The organism is Lichenihabitans sp. PAMC28606 (genome assembly GCF_020616535.1).
Taxonomy (GTDB): Bacteria; Pseudomonadota; Alphaproteobacteria; order Rhizobiales; family Beijerinckiaceae; genus Lichenihabitans; species Lichenihabitans psoromatis.
Window position 1 is genome coordinate 2,570,819 of sequence record NZ_CP085136.1, and the last position, 25,096, is coordinate 2,595,914.

General features: G+C 62.8%; 26 protein-coding genes. 3 read left to right on the forward strand and 23 right to left on the reverse strand.

Annotated features, from left to right (window positions below):
• Window positions 1–66: 66 nt before the first annotated feature.
• The 6 genes from LGH83_RS12130 to LGH83_RS12155 all read right to left on the reverse strand — a co-directional run bounded on the left by LGH83_RS12130 (window position 67) and on the right by LGH83_RS12155 (window position 5,873).
• Window positions 67–1,179, reverse strand: coding sequence for a hypothetical protein (locus LGH83_RS12130; RefSeq protein WP_413771153.1), 1,113 nt, complete (start codon window positions 1,177–1,179; stop codon window positions 67–69).
• A gap of 101 nt (window positions 1,180–1,280) precedes the next feature.
• Window positions 1,281–1,556, reverse strand: a complete 276-nt coding sequence (locus LGH83_RS12135; RefSeq protein WP_131114173.1) for a DUF1153 domain-containing protein — start codon at window positions 1,554–1,556, stop codon at window positions 1,281–1,283.
• Window positions 1,557–1,855: 299 nt separating this feature from the next.
• Window positions 1,856–3,859 carry an acetyl/propionyl/methylcrotonyl-CoA carboxylase subunit alpha gene (locus LGH83_RS12140; RefSeq protein WP_227401830.1) on the reverse strand — a complete coding sequence of 668 codons (2,004 nt, stop codon included), beginning with the start codon at window positions 3,857–3,859 and terminating at the stop codon, window positions 1,856–1,858.
• A gap of 159 nt (window positions 3,860–4,018) precedes the next feature.
• Complete coding sequence (locus LGH83_RS12145; protein WP_227398892.1) at window positions 4,019–4,561, reverse strand: hypothetical protein; 543 nt, start codon at window positions 4,559–4,561, stop codon at window positions 4,019–4,021.
• A complete protein-coding gene (locus LGH83_RS12150) occupies window positions 4,507–4,908 on the reverse strand; it encodes a hypothetical protein (RefSeq protein WP_227398893.1) in 402 nt (133 codons plus the stop codon). Before LGH83_RS12150 ends, LGH83_RS12145 begins: the two co-directional genes overlap by 55 nt.
• A gap of 188 nt (window positions 4,909–5,096) precedes the next feature.
• Window positions 5,097–5,873, reverse strand: a complete 777-nt coding sequence (locus LGH83_RS12155) for a DUF5131 family protein (protein ID WP_227398894.1) — start codon at window positions 5,871–5,873, stop codon at window positions 5,097–5,099.
• 247 nt (window positions 5,874–6,120) lie between these two features.
• Here LGH83_RS12155 and tcmP point away from each other — a divergent pair, with 247 nt between their 5' ends.
• Window positions 6,121–7,293 (forward strand): three-Cys-motif partner protein TcmP, encoded by a 1,173-nt coding sequence (tcmP, locus tag LGH83_RS12160; RefSeq protein ID WP_227398895.1) that lies wholly within the window; start codon window positions 6,121–6,123, stop codon window positions 7,291–7,293.
• A gap of 155 nt (window positions 7,294–7,448) precedes the next feature.
• Window positions 7,449–8,216, forward strand: coding sequence for a GGDEF domain-containing protein (locus LGH83_RS12165; RefSeq protein ID WP_227398896.1), 768 nt, complete (start codon window positions 7,449–7,451; stop codon window positions 8,214–8,216).
• Window positions 8,217–8,233: 17 nt separating this feature from the next.
• Here LGH83_RS12165 and LGH83_RS12170 read toward each other — a convergent pair whose 3' ends face one another.
• The 16 genes from LGH83_RS12170 to LGH83_RS12245 all read right to left on the reverse strand — a co-directional run bounded on the left by LGH83_RS12170 (window position 8,234) and on the right by LGH83_RS12245 (window position 23,604).
• Window positions 8,234–9,766, reverse strand: a complete 1,533-nt coding sequence (locus LGH83_RS12170) for an acyl-CoA carboxylase subunit beta (RefSeq protein WP_227398897.1) — start codon at window positions 9,764–9,766, stop codon at window positions 8,234–8,236.
• 201 nt (window positions 9,767–9,967) lie between these two features.
• Window positions 9,968–11,239 (reverse strand): flavodoxin-dependent (E)-4-hydroxy-3-methylbut-2-enyl-diphosphate synthase, encoded by a 1,272-nt coding sequence (gene ispG, locus LGH83_RS12175; protein ID WP_227398898.1) that lies wholly within the window; start codon window positions 11,237–11,239, stop codon window positions 9,968–9,970.
• Between the two features lie 202 nt (window positions 11,240–11,441).
• On the reverse strand, window positions 11,442–12,278 hold the full coding sequence (pstA, locus tag LGH83_RS12180; protein ID WP_227398899.1) for a phosphate ABC transporter permease PstA: 837 nt from the start codon (window positions 12,276–12,278) through the stop codon (window positions 11,442–11,444).
• Window positions 12,279–12,280: 2 nt separating this feature from the next.
• Window positions 12,281–13,171 (reverse strand): phosphate ABC transporter permease subunit PstC, encoded by an 891-nt coding sequence (gene pstC / locus LGH83_RS12185; RefSeq protein ID WP_227401831.1) that lies wholly within the window; start codon window positions 13,169–13,171, stop codon window positions 12,281–12,283.
• Window positions 13,172–13,387: 216 nt separating this feature from the next.
• Window positions 13,388–14,434, reverse strand: coding sequence for a phosphate ABC transporter substrate-binding protein PstS (pstS, locus tag LGH83_RS12190; protein ID WP_227398900.1), 1,047 nt, complete (start codon window positions 14,432–14,434; stop codon window positions 13,388–13,390).
• Window positions 14,435–14,648: 214 nt separating this feature from the next.
• Window positions 14,649–15,179, reverse strand: coding sequence for a hypothetical protein (locus LGH83_RS12195; protein ID WP_227398901.1), 531 nt, complete (start codon window positions 15,177–15,179; stop codon window positions 14,649–14,651).
• Window positions 15,180–15,245: 66 nt separating this feature from the next.
• Window positions 15,246–15,833: a hypothetical protein gene (locus LGH83_RS12200; protein WP_227398902.1), complete on the reverse strand. Its 588-nt coding sequence runs from the start codon at window positions 15,831–15,833 to the stop codon at window positions 15,246–15,248.
• Between the two features lie 178 nt (window positions 15,834–16,011).
• Window positions 16,012–16,455 (reverse strand): cupin domain-containing protein, encoded by a 444-nt coding sequence (locus LGH83_RS12205; RefSeq protein WP_227401832.1) that lies wholly within the window; start codon window positions 16,453–16,455, stop codon window positions 16,012–16,014.
• A gap of 44 nt (window positions 16,456–16,499) precedes the next feature.
• Window positions 16,500–17,270 (reverse strand): hydroxyacylglutathione hydrolase, encoded by a 771-nt coding sequence (gene gloB, locus LGH83_RS12210; RefSeq protein ID WP_227398903.1) that lies wholly within the window; start codon window positions 17,268–17,270, stop codon window positions 16,500–16,502.
• Window positions 17,271–17,310: 40 nt separating this feature from the next.
• Window positions 17,311–18,618 carry an HlyC/CorC family transporter gene (locus tag LGH83_RS12215; protein WP_227398904.1) on the reverse strand — a complete coding sequence of 436 codons (1,308 nt, stop codon included), beginning with the start codon at window positions 18,616–18,618 and terminating at the stop codon, window positions 17,311–17,313.
• Between the two features lie 2 nt (window positions 18,619–18,620).
• On the reverse strand, window positions 18,621–19,733 hold the full coding sequence (aroB, locus tag LGH83_RS12220; RefSeq protein ID WP_227398905.1) for a 3-dehydroquinate synthase: 1,113 nt from the start codon (window positions 19,731–19,733) through the stop codon (window positions 18,621–18,623).
• A gap of 78 nt (window positions 19,734–19,811) precedes the next feature.
• On the reverse strand, window positions 19,812–20,405 hold the full coding sequence (locus LGH83_RS12225; RefSeq protein ID WP_131114160.1) for a shikimate kinase: 594 nt from the start codon (window positions 20,403–20,405) through the stop codon (window positions 19,812–19,814).
• Window positions 20,406–20,581: 176 nt separating this feature from the next.
• On the reverse strand, window positions 20,582–20,911 hold the full coding sequence (gene trxA, locus LGH83_RS12230) for a thioredoxin (protein ID WP_131114159.1): 330 nt from the start codon (window positions 20,909–20,911) through the stop codon (window positions 20,582–20,584).
• 69 nt (window positions 20,912–20,980) lie between these two features.
• Window positions 20,981–21,496 (reverse strand): 2-amino-4-hydroxy-6-hydroxymethyldihydropteridine diphosphokinase, encoded by a 516-nt coding sequence (gene folK, locus LGH83_RS12235; protein WP_227398906.1) that lies wholly within the window; start codon window positions 21,494–21,496, stop codon window positions 20,981–20,983.
• Window positions 21,493–22,341, reverse strand: coding sequence for a dihydropteroate synthase (folP, locus tag LGH83_RS12240; RefSeq protein WP_227398907.1), 849 nt, complete (start codon window positions 22,339–22,341; stop codon window positions 21,493–21,495). The genes folK and folP overlap by 4 nt, the downstream gene beginning before the upstream one ends.
• A gap of 255 nt (window positions 22,342–22,596) precedes the next feature.
• On the reverse strand, window positions 22,597–23,604 hold the full coding sequence (locus tag LGH83_RS12245; protein ID WP_227398908.1) for an ABC transporter transmembrane domain-containing protein: 1,008 nt from the start codon (window positions 23,602–23,604) through the stop codon (window positions 22,597–22,599).
• A 286-nt stretch (window positions 23,605–23,890) separates the two neighbouring features.
• On the opposite strand from LGH83_RS12245, the gene LGH83_RS12250 reads away from it, so the two are divergent.
• Window positions 23,891–24,214, forward strand: coding sequence for a hypothetical protein (locus LGH83_RS12250; protein ID WP_319799544.1), 324 nt, complete (start codon window positions 23,891–23,893; stop codon window positions 24,212–24,214).
• A 74-nt stretch (window positions 24,215–24,288) separates the two neighbouring features.
• On the opposite strand, the gene LGH83_RS12255 is transcribed toward LGH83_RS12250, so the two are convergent.
• Window positions 24,289–25,065, reverse strand: a complete 777-nt coding sequence (locus tag LGH83_RS12255) for a lysophospholipid acyltransferase family protein (RefSeq protein WP_227398910.1) — start codon at window positions 25,063–25,065, stop codon at window positions 24,289–24,291.
• Between the last annotated feature and the right edge of the window lie 31 nt (window positions 25,066–25,096).

Below are 25,096 nucleotides of genomic sequence, written 5' to 3' on the forward strand. Positions count from 1 at the left end.
GTCGCGTCGCGACCATAGTCGGTCGTCCTCCTTTGTAGAAGTCGTTTGTACACGTCGAGGTGGTGACTAACGACCGAGCGCAAGCGTTCGGCGCAGGAGGGTTCTGCGGCTCGTGACGGTGCATCCCTCAACCGCGAGCGTCACATAGTAAAGGTCCGGATCATCGCCGCTTTGATCGAAGTTGCGCGAGGCGTCATGACGGTCGAGGATCGCGGGATAGGCGAGCAATTGACCGCCCGAGCGGCACGGATCGTCATAGAGCGTCGGCCCCGGCAGCAGCAGACGCGGGTCGCTCCAGGTCAACAGATCACGCGAGCTGGCGACGTAAAAGCCAGACACTGGAAACAGCGTCTGGTCCGCCTTGGCTTGGAACACGGCGAGCCAGTCACCGCCGGACCGCCGCCGCACCAGTGACCCGACCGGGGCCGGGAACGGGCCGATCGGCGCACAAGCCGGTTGACGCTGCATGCGGCGCTTATACGGATCCGCAAAGGCGACCGAAAAGCCGTGACCATCGAAGGCGCGCCAGGATTGCGGATCGCCCGGCGTCGCGGTGCGGAACAGGCAAACGCCGTTCGGCTGCCCGTCCCACCCCGTCGTCGAGGCCATGACATAAAGCCAAGGCGCGTCCGAAACGATGTTCGAGGGATTGAAGAAGCCGCGATGCCTCCCCTGCCCGACCTCCTGGCCGAAGGGGGCCGAGGCGACAACGGGGTGCAGGTCCTTTACGAAGCTCGCGCCACCATCGGTCGAGCGTGCGGCCAGCACGGTATTGAACCAACATTGCATATAATCCGCGAAGCGGCATCGGCCTGGGTGTTGGTTGGCCTGATATTCGTGGTGGATCAGGCCATCGACGATCGTGCCATCGCGCGTCCAGGTCGCGGTGATCCAACTCTGGTCGTCGTAAGCCGCCGGGTCCGCATTGCCATGCGAGACGAGTGTGGGCCGGCAATCGATCGTGAGGGTGCCAAGGTCGGGGCCGGAGAGGCTGCGGTTCTTCGTATGCAGCCCGAACAGCCGTACACCGCCATGGGCTTCGCGAAACGCGCGGGCCGGTGCATCGGGAACGTCATCGCCATCGCAGGCATCACGCGGAGCCGCAAAGACGATCTCGGGAGCGCTGGTGAGATGAACGACGGGGGGAGAAGGAGGGTTGCCGGGCTGCGCCAGAGCCATATTGGCCAGAACCGGCAGCAGTAGCGCCACGACCGCCAACACTGCGCCCCGCGCCGCCCCGATCGGCAGGAGGCCCCGACGCGACGCCCATGGCGACGCGATCACTGACGGTAGTGCTGAATCCGTGTCGTCCGCAGGCCAGCGAGGCCATGTTGGTCGATCGACATTTGCCAGCTCAGGAATTCGTCGACGGTCAGCGTATAGCGGCTGCAGGCTTCCTCGAGCGACAGAAGGCCGCCGCGAACCGCCGCCACCACCTCGGCCTTGCGCCGGATGACCCAGCGCTTGGTGGAGGGCGGTGGCAAATCCGCGATCGTCAAAGGACTTCCATCTGGCCCGATGACATATTTGACTCGGGGCCGAAGCATTTCCACCATTGGTCAACTCGCAAACACAAACTCTACGCGCTCGACCACAATGTAGGACCAGCGACTTAAAGTTTGGATAAGCCCAAATCACGCGATGGAGCCAAGTTGTTACCATTTCGTTAAGATTAACCACACCAACACGGTTTCAGCAGCAAAGTTGCTTCTCTTCGATACACAGTTTTAGGCTTGATTAACCAGCATCTTGCCGAAAACAACGACTCTGCAAAAAAGACACATTCCAAAGCTTTATCGATGGGTGGCCGATGACAGGCTTGCCGACGCTCGACCCGGCCTTCAAACCGCGAGCGTCAGGCGAATTCCATCAGCACCGCATCCACCGCGATGCTGTCGCCCGGCTTGGCCGCGATCGACGCGATGGTGCCGTCCCGCTCGGCCAGCAGCACATTCTCCATCTTCATGGCCTCGACCACCGCCAGCGGCTCACCGGCCTTCACATCCTGCCCGACCGTGACCCGGATCGCGGTGACCAGACCCGGCATCGGGCAGAGCACGACCTTGCCGCTGTCGCCCAGCACCTTCACGGGCATCAGCGCCGCCAACTCCGCCTCGCGCGTCGTCAACACCTGCACCTCGGCCACCGCGCCGCCATGCATCAGCAGCACGCCGTTGAGATGCGGCCGCACCTGAAACGCCACCGAAGCCCCATCGATCGTGCCGGTCCACACCGGCGCGCCGGGCCGCCAGGTCGAGCGCACCTCGCTAAGGCCGCCATCCTCGAAGCGCAGCAGCGCCCCACCCCCCGTCGTCACGATGGTGAAGCGGAAATGCTGCTCCCCCACGCGAGCGACGCGCGCCGTATCGAACGCCACCGGCCGGGCCGCATGCAGCTGCCCCGAAATGCCGCGCTTGCGCTGGTTGAGCAGATGGTCGATCGCGCCCGCCACCGCCGCAAACCGCCGCGCCGCAACGCCCGTCGGCACATGGTTGGCGAAGCCGTCCGGAAATTCGTCCGCGATGAAGGCGGTCGACAGCCGCGCCTCTTTCCAGCGCGGATGGGTCATCAGCGTCGACAGAAACGGGATGTTGTGGCGGATGCCGTCGATCGCAAAGGCATCCAGCGCCCGTGCCTGCGCCGCCACGGCCAAGGATCGCGTTGGCGCATGCGTGATCAGCTTGGCGATCATCGGGTCGTAATAGATCGACACCTCGCCGCCTTCGACGAGGCCCGAATCCACCCGCACCGTGATGCCGGCGTCGGTGCCCTCCTGCGGCGGGCGATAGGTGCGGACCCGCCCGGTCGAGGGCATGAAGCCGCGCGTCGGATCCTCGGCATAGATGCGGCTTTCGACCGCCCATCCGCGCATCACCACATCCTCCTGCCGGATGCGAAGCGGCTCCCCGGCCGCGATGCGGATCATCTCCTCGACGAGATCGAGCCCGGTCACGAGTTCGGTCACCGGATGCTCGACCTGCAGCCGCGTGTTCATCTCGAGGAAGAAGAAGGATTTATCCTGCCCGGCCACGAATTCCACCGTGCCGGCCGAATCGTAATGCACGGCCTTGGCCAGCGCCACCGCCTGCTCGCCCATCAGGCGCCGCGTCGCCTCGTCCAGCAACGGCGAGGGCGCTTCCTCGAGCACCTTCTGGTTGCGGCGCTGGATCGAGCATTCCCGCTCGCCGAGATAGACCACGTTGCCGTGTTTATCGCCAAGCACCTGGATTTCGATGTGGCGCGGATCGGTGATGAACTTCTCCACGAACACCCGGTCGTCGCCGAACGCGGTCGCGGCTTCCGAGCGGGCGCGCGCGAAGCCCTCGCGCACCTGCGCCGCATCGAAGGCGATCCGCATGCCCTTGCCGCCGCCGCCCGCCGAGGCCTTGATCATCACCGGATAGCCGATATCGGCCGCGATCATCACGGCGCTTTCGGCATCCTCGATGATGCCGAGATGGCCCGGCACGGTCGTGACATTCGCCGCATTGGCGAATTTCTTCGACTCGATCTTGTCGCCCATGGCCCGGATGGCGCCGGGGTTTGGCCCGATGAAGGTGAGGCCGGCCGCCGCCAAAGCCTCGGGAAAGGCCGCGCGTTCCGACAGGAACCCATAGCCCGGATGCACGGCGTCGGCCCCGGTCTGCCGGCAAGCCTCCACGATGTTGTCGATCAGCAGATAGGATTGCGCCGCCGCCGCCGGCCCGATCGCCACAGCCTCGTCGGCCATCTCGACATGCAGCGCATCCCGGTCGGCCTCCGAATAGACCGCCACGGTGGCGATCCCCAGGCGGCGAGCCGTTTTAATGATGCGGCAGGCGATCTCGCCGCGATTGGCAATCAGGATTTTCGAGAACAGGGCAGACCTCGCGGGCGTGATGGGCTGCTCTGGTTGTATGGCGGAGGCGGGGGTGGGGCAAGGTTGGGGGGGTGGGGGTAAGCATCGTGCAGCAAGCATGAAATGGCTCGCCTTTAAGGGCTGAAATCTCGAAGTCCTTACGATCGACGAGCTACAGGATCAGGATAGGCCGGCGCTGAAATTCTGAGCCGACGCGCGAATTTCGCCTTGTTTGTCCGGCGCTAACCACAGCAGCACATGCCGCAGGGCGCCGCGCGGCGTCGAAAGCCACTCGCCGAAGATCCTGGCTCGCCAGTCGCGATCCACTTCGTGGAGCATCGAGACCATCCACGCGCCCTGGGCGACGAATGTGGGTAGAACGCCAATAAGTTGTGCACACGCGCCTGCAGCGATATCGGGTATGGCCGCGAGATCTTCGACCCAGGCCGGTAAATTTCTGGCTCCGGTGGTCATGAAATCCTGGCGGGCAGGATTTTGCCATCTGGTCAGCCCATACGAAAGGTATGTCGCCAGACGCGCAAACCGCTCGCGTCGGTCAAAGCTATCAAATGTTTCGTCATGATCGCTGATCCACAACGACGGCTGCTTTTCATGGCGTAGACCCGCCCCGGAGCAGGGAAACAAAAAGAGCAAGCCGGTAGATTTTTCTACGCTGGGGTCCAATATTCCGTGCGCAAAGCCCTCGACGAGCGTTTCTGCCAACGATCTGGGCCCGCCTCGACAAGGCTGCCGACTCGATAATCGATCATGATTGTTATTAAATTGGCCTTGAGTCGTCCCGCAAGTTCCAAGAAGTGTGGATAAACCCGTCTTCGTAACGGTTCGCGGAGCTGTTTTAATGACATTCGACGACCATCTGGCAGCCAGTCCGCCCGAAACGCCTCTTGGAGCAATAGCCAGCCCTGCAATTCGTTCCAGGTGGTCGCCAGAAGCGAGTAGACTTCATGGGTGGATTGGCGATGTTGACCTGAATAGTCGCTGACGATCACCTGAGAGCTGGCATCGACCGGCCAAAGCAACTGGCTGTCGTTTTCCTCGACAATATGCATGGCGTCGCTGAGCAGGAACGCAAAGCCGGACTCGGGTCTGTCGATGTGGCGTCAAACGGTCAACGCTCGGTACCAGCGCCAGAGCTTTCGTGTTCTCGCCGAGAAATCAGTCGAGCACTGCGATCCAGCTGGCAATTGCGGTTACGAAGCGGCTGTACGCATATGGCGCGAGTCATCTCAGAGATCGGCTAAATTTCCAAGATGAGGGGCATTTCATTCCACGTTTGGCCGCGGTACTCGCGACCATTGGCCTTTTTGGAGCGCTTCTTGTTATCCTTGCCCCAGGTGCCCCACTGTTTGAAAAAGAAAGCGGTGGCGTAGATATCGCATTGCCCATGTATTTCGTCGATCCAATCTTCGCGGATCGGACGGGCATTTAAACCACTTTCGCCGCCGACAATTGCCCAGTGAATGTCGGTGAGGTTCACTGAGCCGACCGGACCGATGAGTGGCTCGAACGAGATAAAGCGGATTGCGGCCGGCACGGCGCGCAGGTGGCTGATGCGGTAATTGACTTCGGCGTTCTCAACACTGGTGCCAAGCCAAACATTGGGCAAGACGTCCGGGATGACACGTGACACGATATCGGCCATGCGTTCGGGGCGCTTAGTGAGGATTTGATAGTTATGGTGCGGCGTGCTCCGCATGACTTCCCAGACGTCAACGATGAAAGCCTCGCTAACGGAGTTGTGAAAGAGGTCGCTCATCGAGTTGACAAAAATCTTCCTCGGCTTGCGCCAGCCATACGGGATGCTAAGAGCCGAGCGATCTTCACGGACCAAGCCGTTCCAGATTGAACGGTTCCCGCTCTTGCGCGTCAGCCCTTTATATTTCGAGACGCCCATGGCTTCGAGGCGGCGGGTCATCAGCATCGCGTAGCAGTTTGTGCACCCAGCGGTTACGATGGAGCATCCCGCTACGGGATTCCAGGTAGCATCGGTCCATTCGATTTGCGTCTCTGCCATCGGTCAAATTTCTCTGTCGCACTTTGTTCAAGGCGAGATACGTGGTGCGCTACCCTGCTCTAGCCGGAAAGGCCTCAAAACGTATAATCTTTCCGACCAAGGTTTTTCTGCAACCCATCGTTACTAACTTGGTACAAGTTATGAACGCAGAACCACTCGGCGAGGTCGAGGCTTTCTCGACAGAGGTCATGGTCTTTGCAATGGTGAACCGATATGCGGATTGGAGACGCGTCGCGATGAGCGCGCGATGATCGGCGAACTGGATCTGTATCGAGGCCGCGAGCAGGCCTACGTTAAGCACTTTCTGCTTAGTGAGTATCTCGAGACCTGGGCCCACAAAGTCGGCAGCCATTGGACCGAGTTAGCTTATGTCGATGGCTTCTCAGGCCCGTGGCAAAGTGCAGGCGAGCGCTTCGAAGATACCTCGTTCGGCATCGCTCTCGGGGCGTTGACGCGCGCCAAGACGACCTGGAGCAGTAAAGGCAAGCCTCTTAAGGTCTCCGCCTACTTGGTTGAGAAGGACAGGGTTGCTTATCAAAACCTTCAGGCCGCAAAGGTGCTATTTCCGAACGTGGAGATCAAGACGTACCCTGGGTCTTTCATCGACCATGCATCGACCATACAGCGTGACATCCCTAAAAGCGCTTTTGCATTCTTCTTCGTCGACCCCAAAGGCTGGGCTGTCGATATGCGCAAGTTAGCCCCGCTTTTACGGCGGCCCGATAGCGAGGTGGTATTCAATTTCATGTTCGACTTTGTTAACCGTTTCGCGAAGACGGTTGACCCAAAGACTGCGGAAAGCCTCGACTTGCTTTTCGATGACAGGGGCTGGCGCGCTCAGCTTAACGTGCCAGTGTCCCATGGCATGTCGACGGCCGAATACCGGAAAAAAGTTATTGTCAACGCATTCTCGGCCTCTCTTCGGCGGTTGGGCGGATACAAACATGTGGCTGAAACAACCGTATTGCGGCCGACAATGGACCGGCCGCTCTATAGTCTTGTGTACGGAACACGCAGCTCGATGGGGCTTGAGGTTTTTCGAAACTGCCAAATCAAGACCTTGCGCAAGCAAGCTGATGCTAGAGGCGTGGCAAAGCTAAACGCCGCCGTTGCCGCCTCCGACCAAGGTGAAATGTTTCGGTCTTTAACTGGGCTGGCACCCAATCCGGCGGAGGCTTTTTTGGGCGTTGAAGAGTGCCTCGCGCAAGTCTTACTTCGTGACCTCATCCCAGCGTCGCCGGCGAAGGCTGCTTGGTGCGACCTCTGGCCCAAAGTCATGGAGCAACACGTGGTCGGAAAGGCGAGGATCAACCAGTTTGCCGGCGATATGCGAAGGGCTGGTACGGTGAGCTTTACTGGCTGGGGAGCGCGCCAACGCTCACCAGACGATAAGAATCTAGCCAGTCGCGCCGTATTGTGAGGCCGGTTAGTTAGGCGATGACTCGCGATCGGAAGGTCGTTCGCTAGGCGGACCCCCCTATAAACCCTCCCTTCACCTCCGCCCCGGATGATCCCTCCGCCGCGTCGCGGCCCGGCCCCCTGCCGTGCCACCCCGACAGCACCCCGGTCACCCGCATGCCCATCACCCTGCGACGCCTGCGCCCGACGTTCCGCCTGACCAACGAGCGCGAGCTGCTGCATTACGTCGTCCGCACCACGGCGCTGTGCGTCGTCGCGGCGCTGGCGGTCGACGTGGTCAACCAGGTGGTGTTCTTCGAGAGCTGGGCGGTGGCGCTGCGGTCCTGGGCCATCACGGTCGGGCTGGTGGTGGCGATCGCGGTGCCGGTGTCGCGCACCATCGGCAAGGCCCAGGTGGCGCTCTACCGGGCCAGCACGATCGATCCGCTCACAGGCCTGCTCAACCGGGGCGCGCTGCTGGACGGGGTGAGCGAGCGCTCCACCATCCTGGCGCTCATCATCGTGGACATCGACCGCTTCAAGGACGTCAACGACACGCATGGCCATTGGGCGGGCGACCACGTGCTGGCCGCCATCGCCGGCGTGATGGCGCAGTGCCTGGGCGATCTCGGGCCGGTGGGGCGGCTCGGCGGCGAGGAATTCGCGTTGCTGGCCTCCGGGGTGGAGCGGGCGGTCGTGCTCGAGGCGCTGGAGCGGTTCCGCCGCACCGTGGCCGGGACGCCGGTGTTCACCAACGCGGCCCCGGTGTCGGTCACGGTCTCGGCCGGCATGGCCATTAACGGCGGCGGGCAGACGTTCGAGCAGCTGTTCGCCCGCGCAGACCGGGCGCTCTACCGGGCCAAGGCGCAGGGCCGCAACCGCATCGTGGTGGCGGGCGACGACGAGCCGGACGAGGACGGCGCGCGCCGGCACGCCCCCGCCTGAGCGGGAGGGCCGCCCCCTCACAACGGGATGTTGTCGTGCTTCTTGGCTGGGATCTCGGCCTTCTTGTGCCGCAGCATGGCCAGCGCGCGGGCGATGCGGGGGCGGGTCGCGCGGGGGCTGATGACCTCGTCGATATAGCCGCGCTCGGCCGCCACGAAGGGCGACAGAAACCGCTCCTCATATTCGGCCGTGCGGGCCGCGATCTTGTCGGCATCGCCGAGATCGGCCCGGAAGATGATCTCGACCGCGCCCTTGGCGCCCATCACGGCGATCTGCGCCGTCGGCCAAGCATAGTTCACGTCGCCGCCGATGTGTTTGGACGCCATCACGTCATAGGCGCCGCCGAAGGCTTTGCGCGTGATGATGGTGACGAGCGGCACGGTGGCCTGCGCATAGGCGAACAGCAGCTTGGCCCCATGTTTGATGAGGCCGCCATATTCCTGCGCGGTGCCGGGCAGAAAGCCGGGCACGTCCACGAAGGTGACGATCGGGATCTCGAAGGCGTCGCAGAAGCGCACGAAGCGGGCCGCCTTGCGCGAGGCGTCGCTATCCAGCACCCCGGCCAGCACCAGCGGCTGGTTGGCCACGATGCCAACCGTGCGGCCCTCGACGCGGGCAAAGCCGATCACCACATTGGCGGCGAATTTGGCCTGGATCTCGAAGAAGTCGCCCTCGTCCACCGTCTTGGCGATGAGTTCGTGGACGTCATAGGGCTTGTTGGGGTTTTCGGGCACCAGGGTTTCGAGCGAGGCATCCTCCCGCTCGGGATCGTCGAAGGTCGCCACCTCGGGCACGCCGTCGCGGTTGTTGGCGGGCAGGAAATCGAGAAACCGGCGCACCTGCAGCAGCGCCTCGACATCATTGTCCCACGCGCCGTCCGACACCGACGAGCGGGTCGTGTGGATCGAGGCGCCGCCGAGTTGTTCGGCCGTGACGGTTTCGTTGGTGACGGTTTTGACCACGTCCGGCCCGGTCACGAACATGTAGCTCGTGTCGCGCACCATGAAGATGAAGTCGGTCATGGCCGGGGAATAGACGTCGCCACCCGCGCAGGGGCCCATGATGACCGAGATCTGCGGGATGACGCCGGACGCCACGACGTTGCGGCGGAACACCTCGCCATAGCCGCCGAGCGCCGCGACGCCCTCCTGGATGCGCGCGCCGCCCGCATCGAACAGGCCGATGATGGGGGCGCGCATCCGCAGCGCCATATCCTGCACCTTGTTGATCTTCGCCGCATGGGTCTCGCTGAGCGAGCCGCCGAAGACGGTGAAATCCTTCGAGAAGACGAAGACGGTGCGGCCGTTGATCGTGCCCCAGCCGGTCACGACGCCATCGCCGGGAAACTTCGTGTCGGCCATGCCGAAATCGGTCGAGCGATGTTCGACGAACATGCCGAATTCCTCGAACGAGCCGCGATCGAGCAGCAGGCCGATCCGCTCACGCGCCGTCAGCTTGCCGCGCGCATGCTGGGCCGCGACGCGCTTCTCGCCGCCCCCCGCGTGAGCGGAGGCGCGGCGGCTTTCGAGTTGTTCGACGACGGTTCTCAAGGCTGCGGCCGATCACACACGAGGCTTGAGCGACGGGGTCGCGTCACCTTGCCGAAATCCACCATCGCGCGCCATCTCCCTGCCGTCGGAGTGCCCGCAGGCGCGCGTCGACGCGCGGCCGACGGACCTCACGCCGCTACACTAGATGCAAATCGCCGGGGCGCGAAGACGTTCCCGGCGTCGTCCCGATGCGGCAGGGCCTTACTCGGCGGCGTTCTGCGTCTGCACGCCGAAGCGGCGCACGATATAGTCGTCGACGAGTTGCTTGAACTCGCCCGCGATATTCGGGCCGCGCAACGTCATGGCCTTCTGGCCGTCGATGAAGACGGGCGCAGTGGGGGTTTCGCCGGTGCCGGGGAGCGAAATGCCGATATCGGCATGTTTCGACTCGCCGGGTCCGTTGACGATGCAGCCCATGACCGCGACGTTGAGGGTTTCGACGCCGGGGAACTTGGTCTTCCAGTTCGGCATCTCGGTATGGATGTAGTTCTGGATGTCGCGCGCCAGCTCCTGGAACACCGTGGAGGTGGTGCGGCCGCAGCCGGGGCAAGCGGCGACGAGCGGCACGAAGGTGCGGAACCCCATGGTCTGCAGGATTTCCTGCGCGACCTTGACCTCGATGGTGCGGTCGCCGTTCGGCTCCGGCGTCAGCGACACGCGGATGGTGTCGCCGATGCCGTCCTGCAGCAGTACGCCGAGCGCGGCCGAGGAGCAGACGATGCCCTTCGAGCCCATGCCGGCCTCGGTCAAGCCGAGATGGATGGCGTAGTTGCAGCGCGACGCCAGGGTGCGATAGACCGCGATGAGATCCTGCACGGCCGACACTTTGGCCGACAGGATGATCTTGTCGCGCGGCAGGCCGATCTCCTCGGCGCGTTCGGCCGAATAGAGGGCCGAGCGGACCAGCGCCTCGCGCGTGACCGCGCGGGCATCGACGGGCGCCGACGAGCGAGCATTCTCGTCCATCAGTGTGGTCAGCAGATCCTGATCGAGCGAGCCCCAATTGGCGCCGATGCGGACCGCCTTGCCGTATTTGATCGCCATTTCGACGATGGCCGAGAACTGCCGGTCTTTCTTGTCCTTGAAGCCGACGTTGCCCGGATTGATGCGATATTTGTCGAGCGCCTCGGCGCAGGCGGGATGATCGGCCAGCAGCTTATGGCCGATATAGTGGAAGTCTCCCACCAGCGGGACGCTGACATTCATGGCCGCGAGCTTGTCGCGGATATGCGGGACGGCGGCGGCGGCCTCGTCCCGGTCGACCGTGATGCGAACGAGTTCCGACCCGGCGCGCGCCAGTGCCGCGACCTGCCGCACCGTGCCGTCGATGTCGGCCGTATCCGTATTGGTCATCGACTGGACCACGACAGGCGCACCGCCGCCGACCGTCACATTGCCGACCCGCACCGCGACGGTTTGCTTGCGGGCCAAGGGCCCCACCCTATCGTCGGCGATTACGCCTGCGTCGATCATGGTTTGCCTGCTCCGGTTTCAACGTTGACCCATGTCCTGGACTTTGACCCATGTCTTGTTGGAGAAAAGCGGCGGGGTCAAGGAAATGAGGCTGCCACGGCCTCGGCCGACGGGCGCGAGGCGCGCCCCAAACGCAAAACCGCGCCATGCCCGACGTCCGTGTGGACCATCGGGCCTGACGCGGGCTGAAGCGGGATAATGCTTATCGGACGGTCTTGCCGGCCAGCCAGCGGGCCGCGATCGACAGCGTCAGCACCGCGAAGGTGATCAGCAAAGCGCCGGTCCAGGCCAGTTGCTGCCAATCCTGATAGGGGCTGAGCGCGAACTGGAAGATGACGACCGGAAGGCTGGCCATCGGGGCGTTGAGGTCGCTGCTCCAGAACTGGTTGTTGAGCGAGGTAAACAGCAGCGGTGCCGTTTCGCCGCTGACGCGGGCGATGGCGAGCAGCACGCCGGTGATCAGGCCGGCGCGGGCGGCTTTGTAGCACACCCGCCGAATGACATGCGAGCGCGGCATACCGAGCGCGGAGGCCGCCTCACGCAGCGGCGTCGGCACGAGATTCAGCATGTCCTCGGTGGTGCGGACCACGACCGGCACCACGATGACGGCGAGCGCCACGATGCCGGCGATGGCCGAGAAATGCCCCATGCGGACGACCAGCAGTTCGTAGATGAACAGGCCGATGACGATCGAGGGCGCGCTCAGCAAGATGTCGTTGATGAAGCGGATCACCATGGCGAGCTTCGAAAAGCGGCCATATTCGGCCATATAGGTGCCGGCCAGCATGCCGAGCGGGGTCCCGATCGCGACGCCGATGATAGTCATGACCAGCGAACCCGCGATGGCGTTGACGAGACCACCCTCGTTGCCGGGCGGCGGCGTCATTTCGGTGAAGACCGCCAGGTTGAGGCCGGCGACACCGCGCCAAACGAGCGTGCCGAGAATCAGGGCCAGGAAGCCCAGACCGAAGATCGCGGCCGCGAAACACAGCGTCATGGCGATGGAGTTGGAGCGACGACGTCCTGCGTAAAGGCTCATGGTCAGACCCCCTTCTTGCTTTCGATCCGCATCAGCATCAGGCGCGCGAAGGCGAGCACCACAAAGGTGATGACGAACAGGATGAGACCGAGCGCGATGAGCGACGAGGTGTAGAGGTCGCCGACCGCTTCCGTGAATTCATTGGCGATCGTGGCCGAGATGGTGGTGCCGGGCGCCAGGATCGAGGCGGAGATGCGGTGCGCGTTGCCGATCACGAAGGTGACCGCCATGGTTTCGCCCAAGGCGCGGCCGAGCCCCAGCATGACGCCGCCGATGACGCCGACCCGGGTATAGGGGATCACAACGTTCCAGACGACCTCCCAGGTCGTACTGCCGACGCCGTAGGCGGCCTCTTTCAACACGGGCGGAACGGTTTCGAACACATCGCGCGAAATCGAGGTGATGAAGGGCAGCACCATGATGGCGAGCACGAAGCCGGCCGTAAACGTGCCGATGCCGTAGGGCGGGCCGGCGAAGACCGATGACAGGCCCGGAACATTCGCGAAGGTGCCGATCAGAGCCGGCTCGACATATTGTTGCAAGAAGGGCGCCAGAACGAACAGGCCCCAGATACCGTAGATGATCGACGGGATGCCGGCCAGAAGCTCGATCGCGATGCCGAGGGGTCGACGCAGCATGGGCGGGCAAAGCTCGGTCAGGAAGATCGCGACGCCGATGCCGATCGGCACGGCGATCACCATGGCGATGATCGAGGTCGTGATGGTGCCTGAGATCGAGGCGAGAGCGCCGAATTTGTCGGTGACCGGGTTCCAGGTTTCGGTCGTGATGAAGTCGAAGCCGAACGCCTTGAAGGCGGGGATCGAGCCACTGACCAGCGAAGCGATGACGCCACCGAGGATGATCAGCACCGCGATCGCGGCGATTTGGGTCATATATTTGAAGACGACGTCGCCGGTCTTGAGCGCGGCAAGAGCCTGAGCCCGTTGTCCTACGGTCGATTGAGCAGGACTTGCCCGATCCATTGTCACATCGGCCACTGATCTTCTCCGCGACAGCCTCGGCCCGAGCAAAAGGCTTTCGGCCCGGCGTCGATGCCACTTCTTGAAAAAAAAGGGAGGCGTTCAGCCTCCCTCCGTCCGAGCGTCGTCTTACTTGGCGACGTAGATCGGCTTGCCTTGAGCGTCGACGATATCGGCCGCCCAGGTCTTCTTAATGAGGGTGACGACCGAAGCCGGCATCGGGATGTAGTCGAGCTCTTCAGCCATCTTGGTGCCCTTCTCGAAGGACCAATCGAAGAACTTCAAAGCTTCGCCTACAGCAGCCGTATCGGAGGGCTTCTTATGGATCAGCATGAAGGTCGAGGCGGTGATCGGCCAGGAGGTCGCACCGGGCTCGTTCGTCAGGATCTGGTAGAAACCGGGAGCATGCGCCCAGTCAGCATTGGCGGCAGCGGCCTGGAAGGTGGCCGAGGTCGGCGACACGGTCTTGCCATCGGCATTGACCATGTTGGCGTAGGTCATCTTGTTCTGCTTGGAATAGGCATATTCGACGTAGCCGATCGCGCCCTTGGTCTGGCCAACGCCAGCCGCAACGCCCTCGTTACCCTTCGAGCCGAGACCGACCGGCCACTGCACCGAAGCGTTCTCGCCGACGGTCGACTTCCAGTCGGGCGAAACCTTCGAGAGATAGTTGGTGTAGTTGAAGGTGGTGCCCGACCCGTCCGAACGATGCACGACGGCGATCGCCTGGCTCGGAAGCTTGATGCCGGGGTTCAGCTTGACGATAGCGGCATCGTCCCACTTGGTGATCTTGCCGAGATAGATCTGCGCGAGCGTCGGGCCATCGAGAACCAGTTCGCCCGGCTTGATGCCGTCGAGGTTTACGACAGGCACGATGCCGCCCATGATCTGGGGCCACTGTGCGAGGCCATTGGTGTCGAGGTCCTTGACCGTCAGCGGAGCATCGGTCGCACCGAACGTGACGGTGTTGGCCACGATCTGCTTGATGCCGCCACCCGAACCGATCGACTGATAGTTCAGGCTGTTGCTGGTTTCCTTGCGGTAGGCGTCGGCCCATTTGGCGAGGATCGGGTAAGCGAACGTGGAGCCCGCGCCCGTGATGCTGGCCGCGTTCGCGCTGCCCATGGAGACTGCTGCGGTAATCACGGCCGCACAGAGCAATTTATCGAGTTTCATTCGTCGCCTCTCACATCGTCAGACCGCTAAGCGCCACGGTGATGCCAAAGGCATGCACACGCCGGACACGCGGTCACGGCGGCTTTTAGTCGGTCTCTGAGATGGGTTTACGACAGGGATGTGACAGTTAGGCGACAATGACAGCGCCCGCCCGGTCCGAAATGTCTGATTCCGAACAGTCGGGCGGCTTGTGCAAATTGGCGTGAGGCGCGGTTCAGGTCCGGTCGCCGAGGCTCGACATGGCCGCGTTGAGAGGCGCGGTCCAGCCTGGAACCTTCACGGCCAGGAGGATCAGCGGTTGGTCCGCAACCGCTGCGACCGCGGCCGGTGCGGCGGCCAACCCGGTCAAGCCGGGCTGGAAATGGTCGGCTCCGAACCCCGTCCGATCGAGCGTGATCGAGCGATCGGCCTGCGGCACGGAACGGCCGTCACGATCCTCGACAAGGGTTTTGACGGCGATCCGTCCCGACGCGATGCCGGTCAGGAGCAGCTTGACCCGAGCGCCATCCGGCCGGCTGAGCCCGAACGTGACGACGCAGCCGGTCTCGATGGGGCAAGGGACGCGCGTCTCGCGCGTCACGTTCCAGTCTTGATCCATCTGGGCGACATAGACCTCGGTTCCATCCGACGGTTCTGCGACCGGCATGACGGAGGAGGCTCCACTCCACCCAGACAGGATGAGCGATGCGGCGAAAACCGGAATGAACTGCATGGGGGCCAAGTCTCCAAAGGCGCTGAGCACCATCGGACACGTTAGCGAGAATTAATCAATAAGATATTAACCGTCCCATGCCTGTTCGGGAGAATCGTCCTACTTGACGCCTTCGGCATCCTTGGTCGGCAGGCTGCTCATACCGATCCGCCATTCCGCCGGCGCCAAAAGCACGCGATGGCGCTTATCGGCCTCGAACGGCAAAGAGGGTCGGTTCAGGTCGATATATTTACCGATCTGCCCCACGTAATCTCCGGCCTGCTTCCAGATGCCGATATTATAAAAAGCCGAGTAGTCGGGCGAGTTCGCGTCGATCGAGGCCCAGCTGATCCAAGGATATTTGTCTTTGCTTTCAGGCGTGGTCATGAATTCGGCGACCAGGCCCGTCCGGTCGGACACGACAGATTTTTTGGCCCAATAGTCGAGAAATTCCTGCTCGTGACCCTTTTTGATCTTCCATTCCACCACGATGATGCGGGCTTGATCGAACGTATTTGCGGTTGCGGCAGGAGTGGGTGCTGTCGGAGCAGGTGAGACTGGCGCGGGGACCGCGACCGCCGCTGGCGGTGTCGCCGGGGGCGTGCCGGCGACCTCGGCCCATGCAAGGCTGGGCATGATGGCGAGCGAAACAGCAGCCAAAACCGGAAAGAGGTATCGACGATCAAGTAGTTGCACAGTGTTACGCACGGATAAACTCCATCTCGACAGCACTGCGCGCGGTAATTATCCCGAACGTAAGTGCAGAAGAACGCTTGGTAGACGAAGCATCCAAACACGAAGGCGCTCGAGAGACGAGCGTTAAGGTAAATAAAACGTTAAGATGTAAAGTCTTGGTTAACGAGCGGGTCTTGCGCCGTCTGACAGACTAGGGCCGGAAGGAGGGGCGCGGTGTCGGGCGCCAGTCGTCGGGGGCGAGTTCGAAAGCCTCGAAGCGAAAGCCGGGCGCGACCGTGCAGCCGACCAGCGTCCAGGATCCGAGACTCACGGCGGTCTGCCAAGTACCCGCTGGAACCACGATCTGGGGCGTGTGCCCGAGATCGAGAGCGGGCCCAAGATGCTGGGCCGCCGCGTCATGACCGTTATGCGACAGGGTCAGCACCAATGGCGCTCCGGCGTGATAATGCCAGATTTCGGTGGCGTCGATGCGGTGCCAGGCCGAAACCTCCCCGATGTCGAGGAGGAACAAAATAGCGGTCGAGATCGACCGCCCGTCCTGATCGACACACGGATCGCGAAAGGTCTCGCGATAATGGCCACCTTCGGGATGGGGTAGCAATCCGAGCAGACGGATGACCTCGCGGGCCTTCATGGCCCCGGTTGGGCCGCCGCCTGACGAGAAGGCGCTCATCGCGATCAGGCCTTGTTCTTACGTTCCCGCAAGTCCGCGAAGACGGCGGCGGGGTCGGCACCGGCCATGCCAACCGCTGCCTGCACATCGGGATTGTCGGCGCGCAGGAACGGGTTGGTGGCGAGTTCGATTGCGAGGGTGGTCGGCAACGTCGGCTTGCCCTCCGCCCGAAGAGCCTCGACCTGGGCGGCACGCTCTTTCAGGACGACGTTGGTCGGATCGACCGTCAGGGCGAACCGCGCATTCGAGACCGTATATTCGTGGCCAGCATAGATGTTGGTTTCGAGCGGCAGATGCGTCAGCTTCATCAGCGAATCGTACATCGTGTCGAGCGGGGTCTCGAGCACCCGGCCGCAACCCAGCGCGAACAGTGTGTCGCCGGCAAATAATGTGTCCTGCGCCTCGAACCAATAAACGATGTGGCCCGCCGTGTGACCGGGCGTTTCGATCACCTTCGCGGCCAGTTCGCCGACCCTGACGGTATCGAGTTCGCTCACGGTCAGGTCGACGCCGCCGATCCTGGCGGCTTCCTTGGCGGGCGCAACGACGCGGACATCGGGGAAGCGGGCCTTCAGCCCCCGAAGGCCTTGCACGTGGTCGGCGTGGTGATGGGTCACCAAGATATCGGTGAGGGTCCAGCCCTGGGCATCGAGCGCCGCAAGAACCGCCTCGGCGTCGGGAGCGTCGATGCTTGCCGTCGCGCCCGTCGATGAGTCATGGACCAGCACGCCATAATTGTCGACGAGGCAGGGGAATTGGACAAAATGAGCGGTCATGGGCGGCCTCGTGAGTGGCGTCTATGGCGAGACGTGCCGTTCAGCCGGCATCGTCCTCGGGAATCATGGGCGAAACGCGCAACTGCGCGAGAAGATTGCGGGTCTTCCGCAGCACTTCGAACCGAAAACCGTGGAACTTAAAGATCTGCCCGGTTTCGGGAATGGCTTGAGCCTCGTGGATCACAAGGCCCGCGATGGTGGTGGCCTCGTCGTCGGGCAGGCTCCAATTCATGACGCGGTTCAGGTCGCGGATCGGCACGGACCCTTCCACGATCACACCGCCGTCGGGCTGCAGACGCACGCCCTGGGCCGCAACGTCGTGCTCGTCGATAATATCGCCGACGATCTCCTCGAGAATATCTTCGAGCGTCACGAGACCCATGACCTCTCCATATTCGTCGACCACCAGCGCAAAATGCAGCTTGCGCTTCAGGAAGGCCTGTAATTGGTCGCGCAAGGTCGTGGTCGCCGGCACGAACCAGGTCTCGAAAGCGAGATCCTCGATCGTCAAGCTAGCGGCATCGCCATGCGCCTCGTTCAGGGCCCGCAACAACTCCTTGGCGTGCAACACGCCAACGATATCGTCGGGTTGGCCGCGCCACAGCGGCAGGCGCGTATGGGGAGACGCCAGCGCCTCACGCACGATCTCCTGCGGCGGCAAATCCGCGTTGATGGTCCGCATCTTGGTCCGGTGGATCATCACATCTTCGACCGTCAGATTGCCAAGATCGAGCAGACCGCCGAACATGTCGCGGTCGCCGCGCTCGACGCCGCCCTCCCGGTGCAGGAGATCGACGGTGCTCTTCAATTCGTCATGGCCCGACAGAATAGAGCGCCCCTCGCTGAGCGAGACGCCGAACACCATGAGGATGCCTTGGACGATCACCTCGACGCCCTTCAGCAACGGCCCGAAGACCGCCACGATGACCGATGCGGCCGGCCCGAAGAAGAAGGAGACGCGCTCGGGGTGATTGATCGCGATCGTCTTCGGCATGACTTCCGCGAAGACCAACAGCAGAAACGTCATGATGCCGGTCGCGTAGAGCACGCCCCGATCGCCGAACACGCCCACCAGAACACTGGTCATCAGCGCGGATGAGCCGATGTTGGCGATATTGTTGCCCAGCAGCATGGCGCCGATCAGACGGGCGCGGCTTTCCAAGAGGCGCGTCACCGTGGCGACGCGTTTCGCGCCCATCGCCTTTTCCATCGCATGGATCCGGGCGCGGGATGTCGCGGTCAGGGCTGTCTCGGCGCTCGAAAAACAGGCCGACAGCACGATGCAGATGACCACGATACCGATGTCGAGCCAAAAATCGCTGACGCCGACGGCTGGCAACGGATCCACGGTCAGTTTCTCCCCATTTCATCGGTCAAGAAGGATCGCACATCGGCGGCATCGACCCCTTTGGCGATGTAGCTGCGCCCGATCCCATGGGCGAGAATAAACGTCAGGCTGCCCCGTTGGACTTTCTTGTCCTGCCCGATCGCATCCAGCATCGCATCTGGCGAGGCGTTGAAACCGGGCACGTCCCTGATTTCGGTCGGCAGGCCGGCGGCTTGGAAGTGCCGCGCCACGCGGTCGGCATCCTGGCCCGTCCCGACGCCGAGCCGGGTCGAGAAGCGGAATGCGAGGCAAATGCCGAGAGCCACGCCTTCGCCATGCACCAGCCGCGCGCCGTCATACCCTGTCAGGCGCTCGAACGCATGGCCGAACGTGTGGCCGAGATTGAGGAGAGCTCGATCGCCCTGCTCGGTTTCGTCGCGCGCCACAATGGCGGCCTTCGACCGGCAGGCTTGCGCGATCGCCTCGATCCGCTCGGGGCCGCCGGCCACGATCGCGGCTCGGTTGCGCTCAAGCCATTCGAAGAAAGCCGCATCGTCGATCAGGCCATATTTGGCAAGTTCGGCATAGCCGGCCGTCAGCTCGCGGCGCGGCAGCGTGTCGAGCGCCCCAACATCGGCCAAAACGAGAGTTGGCTGATGAAAGGCACCGACGAGATTCTTGCCGACCGGCGAGTTGATGGCGGTCTTGCCACCGACGGATGAATCCACCTGCGCCAGCAAGCTGGTCGGGATCTGCACGACCCGCATCCCGCGCTTCAGGCTCGCGGCCGCAAAGCCCGCGAGATCGCCGACGACCCCGCCGCCCAGCGCCACGACGAAATCGCCGCGTTCGAAGCGACCCGAGAGGATTGCGTCACAGACGGTGGCGAAGCCTGCATAGGATTTCGAGCCCTCGCCCGGTTCGATCATGATCGAAGCATGTCGAATGCCGGCGGCATCAAGGCTTGCGGTCAGTGGGCCAAGATGGTGCCGTGCCACATTCGTGTCGGTCACGATCGCGCATGCGGCCTTGGGATCGAGGCGGCGGATGTGAGCACCCGCCTCCGCAATCAGGCCCGGCCCGATGACGATATCGTAGGAGCGGGGTCCGAGGTCGACCCGGATCGTGACGCCCAACCGCTCCGAGGTCGGAGAGGTTGGGTCGTTTGACGTCGATGATGATGCAAAAGGCATTGTGTGACGCGAGGGTCGCTTTCAGAGGGCGGACGAGCGCCGCTCGATGGCCGCGAAGATGTCTTCGACGACGGCATCGTGTGGCCCATCCCGGGAAATGACGGTCATATCGGCTTGGGCATAAATGGGGTAGCGCTCGTCGATCAAGCGGCGCATCGTCCCTTCGGGATCGGCCGTCTGCAGGAGTGGCCGATTTTGCCGCTTCCGAACCCGCCGCATCAAAATATCAAACTCGGCCTTCAACCAGATCGATACGGTGCCGCTCATCAGCGCCGATCGGGTCGGCGGATGGATAAACGCCCCACCGCCGGTCGCGACGACGCGCTGCCCCTCCGACACCAATCGCCCGACGATCTTGCATTCCCGGTCACGAAAATACGGCTCGCCGTGACGCTCGAAGATTTCTGGAATGTTCATCCGGGCGGCGGCTTCGATCTCGTGATCCGAATCGACGAAGTCGAGGCCAAGCCGAGCGGCGAGACGGCGGCCCACCACGGTTTTGCCCGCGCCCATCATGCCGACCAAGACGATCGATTTCGAGCCGAGGGCATCGACGATGGCGGCCTCACGACGCCCGCGTGTCAGCGGCTCGCAAGCAAGCTTCACCCCGTCCATGATGCCGGCATCTCTCATATGGCTATGGTAGCACGCCGGTTGTTGTTGCCAAACCAGCCAGGGTGGATCGGCTTCGAAATGCAAAGATCTCCACCGGCACTGGTCCATAAAATCAAAGCCCGGCGCGGTCGCCGGGCTTCTGATCGATCTCCAGGTCGGAACCGGGTGGTTCGGCGTTAGATCGCCGAATTGATCCAGCGGACGAGTTCGCCCTTCGGCGCTGCGCCGATTTTCTTCGACGCCAGCTTTCCGTCCTTGAACAACATCAGGGTCGGAATCGACTGGACGCCGAGCTGCACGGTCACGTCCGGGTTCTCGTCGATGTTGAACTTGACGACCTTGACCTTGCCCTGCATCTCCTTGGCGATCTCCTCAAGGGAGGGCCCGATCATCCGGCACGGACCGCACCATTCCGCCCAGAAATCGACAACGACCGGCTCGGAGGATTGCAGCACATCATGTTCAAAGCTTGCATCGGTAGTTTTGGTGGTGACGGAGTCGGCCATAACGAACCTTTCAGGTGGACCGGAACTGCCGGCCGCGTGAGTTTGAGGTAGGAATGAGGCGATGTGTCGTCAAGCCGGATCGCGATATGGTCCGTCCGGCGCGAGCGCGACGACCCCCTGGTCCCCCAAACGCGCGATGGCATCAACGAGCGCGACGCCGCCGATCCGTCTGTCGGGGCGGATCGCCGCCAGCGGCACGAGAACGAATGCGCGATTGAGAAGCTCCCGATGCGGGACGATCAGCTCGGGTGTCGCGATCTCGACCTCTCCGTAATAAAGGATATCGATGTCGATGACACGCGGGCCCCACCGCAAGGTCGAGGTGCGGCCGATGTCGACTTCGAGAGCCTTGACGCGCTCGAGCAGAGCCGCCGGCGTAAGGGTCGTCGTGCCAACCGCACAGGCATTCACGAACCAGTCTTGATCGACATAGCCCCAGGGTGCCGTCCGATAGAGCGGCGACAGCTCAAGATCGTGAATCAAGCCGCTTGACGTCAGTCGGGCCGCAGCCTCGGCGATGAAGCGAGCCTTGTCGCCGACGTTGCTGCCAAACCCCAAGGCGACCTCGACTGCGGTGTCGCTCATGACGGGTCCGATCGAGCGGGCGGCCAAGCGGCGGCCTCGCTTGGCGGACAAATAGCGGCGAAGACCGCGAGTGCGGCCACATGTTCGGCAACGTCATGGACCCGAAACAGGGAGGCGCCAAGGCTGCAGGCCGCCAAATTCGCCGCAATCGTTTCGGTGAGCCGCCCGGCGACCGGGGCCTTGGTCAGGCGCCCGAGAAAACTCTTGCGCGACAAGCCGACCAGGATCGGAAAGCCGAGGGCTCGCAATTGCGGGATCGCGGCGAGCGCTTGCAATTGCTGGGCAGGTGTCTTGCCGAAACCGATGCCGGGATCGAGGATCGTCTTGGCGGGGGAGATGCCGGCCCAGGCCGCAACCGCGAGCGAGGTTTCGAAAAAGCGGCGCATGTCATCGACGATATCGATTGCGCCGTCCTTGCTGGCCCGATTATGCATGATCACGACGGTTGCGCCAAATTCCGCAACCGTGCCGGCCATTGCCGGGTCGCCCTGCAACCCCCAGATATCGTTGACGATGCTTGCGCCGCGCACCAGAGCTTGGCGGGCCACAACCGCCTTGCTGGTGTCGATCGAGATCGGGATGGCGATCGACCCGGCCAAGGCGTCGAGAACCGGCACGACCCGCGACGTCTCCTCCTCGGCCGACACTGGAACGAACCCGGGACGGGTGGATTCACCGCCAATATCGATGATCCCGGCCCCATCGGCCACAAGCTTTTGAGCATGTGCGACGGCGTCCTCGACCGGCACGAAGCGACCGCCGTCCGAAAAACTATCCGGCGTCACGTTGACGATTCCCATCACGACGGCTTTGTCGCGGTTGGCGCCTCCCCACGCGTCGATCATCGGCGTGTCTCCACCCCGACCTGCGCCGTGCCGCATTCGCGTGAGGTGGGCCGAACTATGCATGTTTCACGCCGCTTCAAAGATGACCGGATCGTATTCGTGACCGAATCGGTAATCCAAGCGGGCAGATCAAAGAGACTCATGGACATGTTCCGAAGGAATTCATGAAACAGCCCTCTATCCGCGCTCCTCCACGACGTGTTCACCTTGCGACGGCACCGTCGCAACTCACCCGCCCGGCGACCCTTTTCGGGCTCAATCCTCAGGCGCTACGGCGCCCGATCCGCTGATGCGACCCTCGACGGTTTTGACCATCAGGTCATACCGCGCACGCGTCACCATCATGGTCTGGAACCAGGTCGCCAGATCGTCCCAAGGATCCTTGACGGTATGGAGCCCGGAGATGAACGCCACCACAGTCCCAACCTCAGTCTTGCCGATCACGACGAACCAACCGCCAACACCGAGTATCACGGCTATGCCGAGCTGATGGCATAGATTCATGAGGAAATTCATCGAATACTTCAGCTTATAGACACCCATGTTCAGCTCGAAGACGCGCTCGAACCGGCCCTCCTGCTTGTCGGTGCTTCCTGCCGTCCCGTTCTCGCTGAGCACGCCCGCGCTGGCCTCACGCAAGGTCGCGATTCGCGCCTGTGCCCGCCGGTTGATGGCGCGCTGAATGAGCGGAACGAACACCACCTGCGGACCGTAGACGCCCAAAAGCACCAGGGCGATCACCGGTTGCAGGTAGACGAGGTAACTGACGACGCTGACCATGATGCCGGCCTGCAGCAAAGGCTCCGACAGGCTCTCGCCGACGAAGGCGCCGATCGGCTCGCTTTCGGCCACGATCATCGAGATCTGCGTTCCCTCTCGGGTCGAGGCATCGGTCTCGTTGCCTGGAGCGGGATCGACGCCATCGTTGATGTAGGAGCGCAGCACCCGCACGCCATGTTCGGACACCCAACTGCGATAGATGTTCGACAGCAGCTTGGTCAGACCCTGGGCCAGGACAAGTCCCGCATAGGTCAGAGCCAGCATGATGATCGAGCGCATGCCGCTCTCTTTGATGGCGTGGTTGATCATTCGGCGCTGCACCTCGATCGGTGCCGTATCGAGAAGCGCCACGCTGATCGACAGCAGGCAGAGCCAAACCTGATCGCCGGCGCTCAATCGCCAGGCGAGGCCGAACAGCGCCTTGGGCAACGGTTTTCCGTCGAGGGGTGTCCCATGGCGCTTCCGCCGCCAGGGCATCGGCATCAGGCTGAAACGATATGGCGACGACGTCTGGGGCGTCTCGTGGCCCAACCGGTCCGAAAAGGCGGACGCCGCGTCCTGGGTGATCGACCTACTCCCTCGTTACTTTGTCGTGTTGACGCCACTATCGGGCCGGATGGGCCGGGCCGCAATCCCGCGCGACGACAACCAATGGCGCCGCGAAGCGTTAGTTAGGAGCCGTGGCAAAGGCCTCATTTAAAGGCGTTCAGCCGCAATTCATGGCGCGTCCCGTAGCTTGCGATGCATGGGGCGCTTCAAGGAGACGATGATGTTCAAATTATCGAAAGGTGCTGTTTTAGCGACGCTCGCGCTTGGCGGTCTGGCGACCCAGACCATCGGCGCATCAGCGATGCCGATGGTCGATCTCAATCCTGCCGTGGTCGCGCATTCCGGCCAAGTGTCCGGCGTGCAGGAGACCCGTTGGGTCTGCGGCCCCTATCGCTGCTTCTGGCGGCCAAACTACGGCTATTATGGCCCGCGCCCATTTTATGGTCCGCGCCCGTTCTACGGCCATCCTTATGGATGGCATCGGCCCTGGGGATATGGCGGCTACCATCACTATGGCTGGCATCGGCGCTGGCATCGCTGGTAAGCGACACGGATAACAGGCACGGCCGTCCAAGGATGGCCGTGCCGGCCAAATGGTTTCAGACCCGCCGCCTCGCCTCAAGCCGGATCGACAGCCGGCACCGGCGCGCGATAGAGGCCTTCGGCCAAGCGAGGATCCTTTTCGATCGCCTCGGCCATCAGGCGATTGGTCGCAGTCTCGATGCGATCCTCCAGCGTGCGAAGGAAGGCCGAGACGGACAGACCCGGCTCGATGACCGGCAGAATTTCCACGACGATCGTGCCGGGTCGTCGCAAGAAGCTGCGCCGCGGCCAGAACAAGCCGGAGTCGAGTGCCACCGGAAGACATGGCACTTTGAGGTCGTTGTAGACGTAAGCGGCACCGAATTTATAGTCCGGCGGCGCACCAGGCGCTTTCCGCGTTCCCTCAGGGAAGATGAACAACTGCCGGTTCTCGCCGATGATGTCACGCGCTTTGCGGGCCACCTGGGACAATGCGGCCCTCCCCTTCGATCGATCGATGGCGATCTGGCGGCCGCAGGCGATGTACCAGCCGAAGAGCGGCAGCCACGTGAGTTCGCGCTTCAACACATAGGTGAAGTCCTTGAACACCGTGATGAGCGCGAAGACCTCCCAGACCGACTGATGTTTCGGGGCGATGATGCACCCCCCTTCCGGGATATGCTCCAGTCCCCGGAATTCGACCTTGGTGCCGCAAATGACGCGCAGCAGCCACAAGGAGGCATGACCCCAGATGCGGGCCGCCGCCTTCACTTTGTCCGGACCGAACAGGATGGTGGGGAGCAGCACCAGCATGATGAGCACGAGCGCGATGTAAAACGCGACGTTGAAGACGAGAGAGCGCAGGATCAGCATGATGGCTTGTCCCAAATCGACGGCCAAAAGG